At 72.8% G+C, this 3,327-nt stretch carries 5 protein-coding genes; all 5 read right to left on the reverse strand.

Annotation, left to right across the window (positions count from 1 at the left end; translation table 11 throughout):
- The coding region (locus I59_RS05750) for a CU044_5270 family protein (RefSeq protein ID WP_022903053.1) at positions 1–842 on the reverse strand (842 nt) is incomplete at its 3' end.
- Positions 839–1,420: an RNA polymerase sigma factor gene (locus tag I59_RS05755; protein WP_022903054.1), complete on the reverse strand. Its 582-nt coding sequence runs from the start codon at positions 1,418–1,420 to the stop codon at positions 839–841. The genes I59_RS05750 and I59_RS05755, both read right to left, overlap by 4 nt.
- 78 nt (positions 1,421–1,498) lie before the next feature.
- Complete coding sequence (nagA, locus tag I59_RS05760; protein ID WP_022903055.1) at positions 1,499–2,671, reverse strand: N-acetylglucosamine-6-phosphate deacetylase; 1,173 nt, start codon at positions 2,669–2,671, stop codon at positions 1,499–1,501.
- Positions 2,668–3,066 (reverse strand): YrdB family protein, encoded by a 399-nt coding sequence (locus I59_RS05765; protein ID WP_022903056.1) that lies wholly within the window; start codon positions 3,064–3,066, stop codon positions 2,668–2,670. Before I59_RS05765 ends, nagA begins: the two co-directional genes overlap by 4 nt.
- Positions 3,067–3,071: 5 nt before the next feature.
- On the reverse strand, positions 3,072–3,327 hold a 256-nt coding region (locus I59_RS05770; protein WP_261976528.1), incomplete at its 5' end, for a formyltransferase family protein.

The raw sequence follows: 3,327 nt of genomic DNA on the forward strand, positions 1-3,327 counted from the left end.
CCGTCGCGGTTCGGCTCGTCCCGGCCGATCGCGGTCCCGGTGCGGCCGTCGAGCGTCACCGCGTCGCGAGTGATCGTCGTCCCCGGGATCTTCGCGAGGACCTCGTACATGGCGCTCCGGAGGTCCGCGGGGACGAGCCCGGTCGCGAGGTCGTCGGAGATCAGCGTCGTCATCGCCTCCGCGTGGCTCACGGAACCGGTGGCGTGCTCCGACACCCACGCGTACAGCTCGTCCGGTTCCCTCGGCATCTCGGTCAGGTGCGCCGGGGTCCACTCCGAGTACCCCTCGAACTGACCGCTCGCTCCGCGCAACGTCTCGGTCGGGTACGGGGACCCTTCGTCCTTCCACTCCGCGGCGGCCTCGGTGGCGGAAGCGGCGGGGAAGAACCGTGTCGGCTCGCCGGACGTGCGCACGAGGGTCCACTCGGCCGACACGTCAGCGGGCCGGTACACCGTGATCGTGTACGGCACGAGCGCGGAGTACCTGTTCGCGTCACCGAAGAACGCCTGGCTCTCCCGCTTCGTCGACACCTCGAGGTACTGCCCCGGCCCGACAGTCGGGTCACTCGCCCGGACGGCCTCGTCGGCGGCCCTGCGCAGAACCTCGGCGGCGGTGGCGGCCTGCGGGTGCGACCCCACGACCGGCACGCGCTCGGTGGTCCCGGTCAGGTCGCCGCCGACGATGACCGTGGCGAGTGCGGTGACCGCCGCGACGGACCCGACCGCCCCGAAGGTCCAGCGGGAGCGGCGGTGACGGCGGACCGTGCGGTCGAGCACCGCGCGTCGGATCGGACGGATGGCTTCGTCGAGGGCGGCACCCTCGGGCGGCGGTGCGGTGATCACAGTGTCTGCTCCATCTCGTGCAGCGCGCGGCTCGACTTCAGCTTCGCGCGGGACCGTTGGATGCGCTTGCGCGCGTTCGTGGGGGTGAGGCCGAGCATCGCGGCGGCCTCGTCGTAGGACCGGCCCTGCAGCAGACAGAGCTCGCAGAGTTCGCGATCGGGTGACTCGAGCGCGGCGATCTCCGCGCGGACCCACCGCAGCTGGTGCACGGCCTCGTCATGCGCGACCTGGCGGTACCAGGCCTCGGACGCACCGCTGTGCTCGTCGACCAGGTCGGTGCGGTTCGACCGTCGTTGCCGGTTCGTGTTCATCGCGACGTACCGCGTCGTGGTCAGCAGCCACGGCAGCGCGGATGCGCCGACGAGCCCGATGTCCTTCCGTCGCCGCCACGCGACGAGGAACGTCTCCTGGACGATGTCGTCGACGTCCGACCGCTCGTCGGCGAGCCCCCATGCGTAGCGGAAGACCGCACGCGAGTGTCGGTCGAGCAGCGCGGTGTACGCCTCGCCGTCGCTCTTCGCGACGGCGGCGACGAGTGCTGTGTCCGGGACGGTGCCCGGCCCCCTTGGTGTGTTCACGATTGCCTCCGAACAGTGAGTGTCCGGATGCGCCCCCGTGTGACAGATCCGTTCCCGCACGACGCGGCGGCCGGTCGATCAGCCGATCGGACGCCCGGCTCCCCACACCCGGGTCACCTCGAGTGCCGGCGTCAGCGCCACGAGGTCGGCTGCGTACCCCGGGGCGATCCTGCCGAGCCGGTCCTCGAGCCCGAGTGCCCGCGCGGGCACCGCGGTCAGTGCAGCCACGGCGTCCGGCAGTGACCGCCCGGCTAGGGCGACGGCGTTGTGGAGTGCCAGGTCCTGCGTGAGCGTCGACCCGGCGATGGTCTCGGTCCCGGCGACGAGGGCGACCCCGTGCTCGACGGTCACCGCGAGGGAGCCGAGCGTGTACGAGCCGTCAGCTGCCCCGGCGGCGCCCATCGCGTCGGTCACGAGCGCGACGCGGCCGGACGCGGCGTCGAGCAGCAGGGACGCCACCGACGGGTGCACGTGCACGCCGTCGAGGATGAGCTCGAGCGTCACCCGGTCGTCGGCCACCGCGGCGGGGATCGGGCCCGGCGCGCGGTGGTGGATGCCCGGCATGGCGTTGTGCGCGTGCGTGAGCAGGGTCGCGCCGGCGTCGAACGCCGCACTCGCCTGTTCGTACGAGCAGACCGTGTGGCCGACGGCGACGGTGACCCCGGCCGCGACGAACCGCTCGATCGCGTCGAGTGCGCCGGGGAGCTCCGGGGCGATCGTGACCTGGCGGACCACGCCCGCGCCGGCACCGAGCAGTGTGTCGACGGCGTCGGGTGTCGGGTCGAGCAGGAACGCTGCGTTGTGTGCGCCCTTGTTCTGCGGGGAGAGGAACGGCCCCTCGAGGTGCACACCGAGGACGAGCGGGTCGGACGCCATGACCTCGCGGACACGGTCGAGCGAGGTCACCAGGGCGTCGAGCGGGTTCGCGACGAGCGACAGGACCGACCGCGTCGTGCCGTGCGCCCGGTGCACCGCGAGGGCCGCCGCGAAGGACTCGTCCTCGTAGGACACCCCACCGCCGCCGTGCCCGTGCAGGTCGACGAACCCGGGCACCAGGACGGCGTCACCGAGGTCGACGACCTCGTCCGCCGCGGGGACGTCGGGGCCGGAGCCGACCGCACGGATGACGTCACCGTCGACGAAGACCCAGCCGTCGGCCGTGGTGCCGGCCGCGTCGACGACGCGGGCCGACCGCACCAGCGTGCGCCGTGCCTCCAGGCCGGACCCGTCGGCGACGCCGATGCCGGTCACCGCGCCTCCCGGCGGAACTGCACCACGCCGGACACCGCGGCGACCACGATGAAGACCAGCCCGACGACCGGGTGCCCGATCGACACCCAGGCGGCACCGGCGGCGACGACGAGTGCGACCTCGACGATCGTCTTGCCGACGATGTCCGTCTCGACCGGGGACCGCGGCGAGCGGAAGAAGAACCACACCATCGCGGCGAAGAGCGGGGCGCCGACGATGAAGAACAGCGCCGGCAGCGGGTACGGCCAGGCGAGGTAGCCCCAGTAGCCGAGCGAGAACAGGCCGAACGCGCACACCACGGCCCGGAGGACGTCCCAGGCGCCGGTGCGTCGGGGGCGGACGGCGTGCGGGCCCGGGGTCTCGGACCAGTCGACGGGGCTCTGCGGTGCGGACACGGTGCCTACTTGAAGATGATGGTGCGGGCGCCGTCGAGGAGCACGCGGTCCTCGGCGATCCACCGGACGGCCTGGGTGAGCGTGCGGGACTCCTCGTCCTGCCCGATCGACACGAGCTCGGCGGGGTCCTTCGTGTGGTCGACCCGGACGACGTTCTGCTCGATGATCGGCCCCTCGTCGAGGTCGCTCGTGACGAAGTGCGCCGTCGCGCCGATGAGCTTCACGCCGCGCGCGTGCGCCTGGCGGTAGGGGTTCGCTCCC

Source organism: Curtobacterium sp. B8, assembly GCF_000333315.1.
GTDB lineage: Bacteria > Actinomycetota > Actinomycetes > Actinomycetales > Microbacteriaceae > Curtobacterium > Curtobacterium luteum.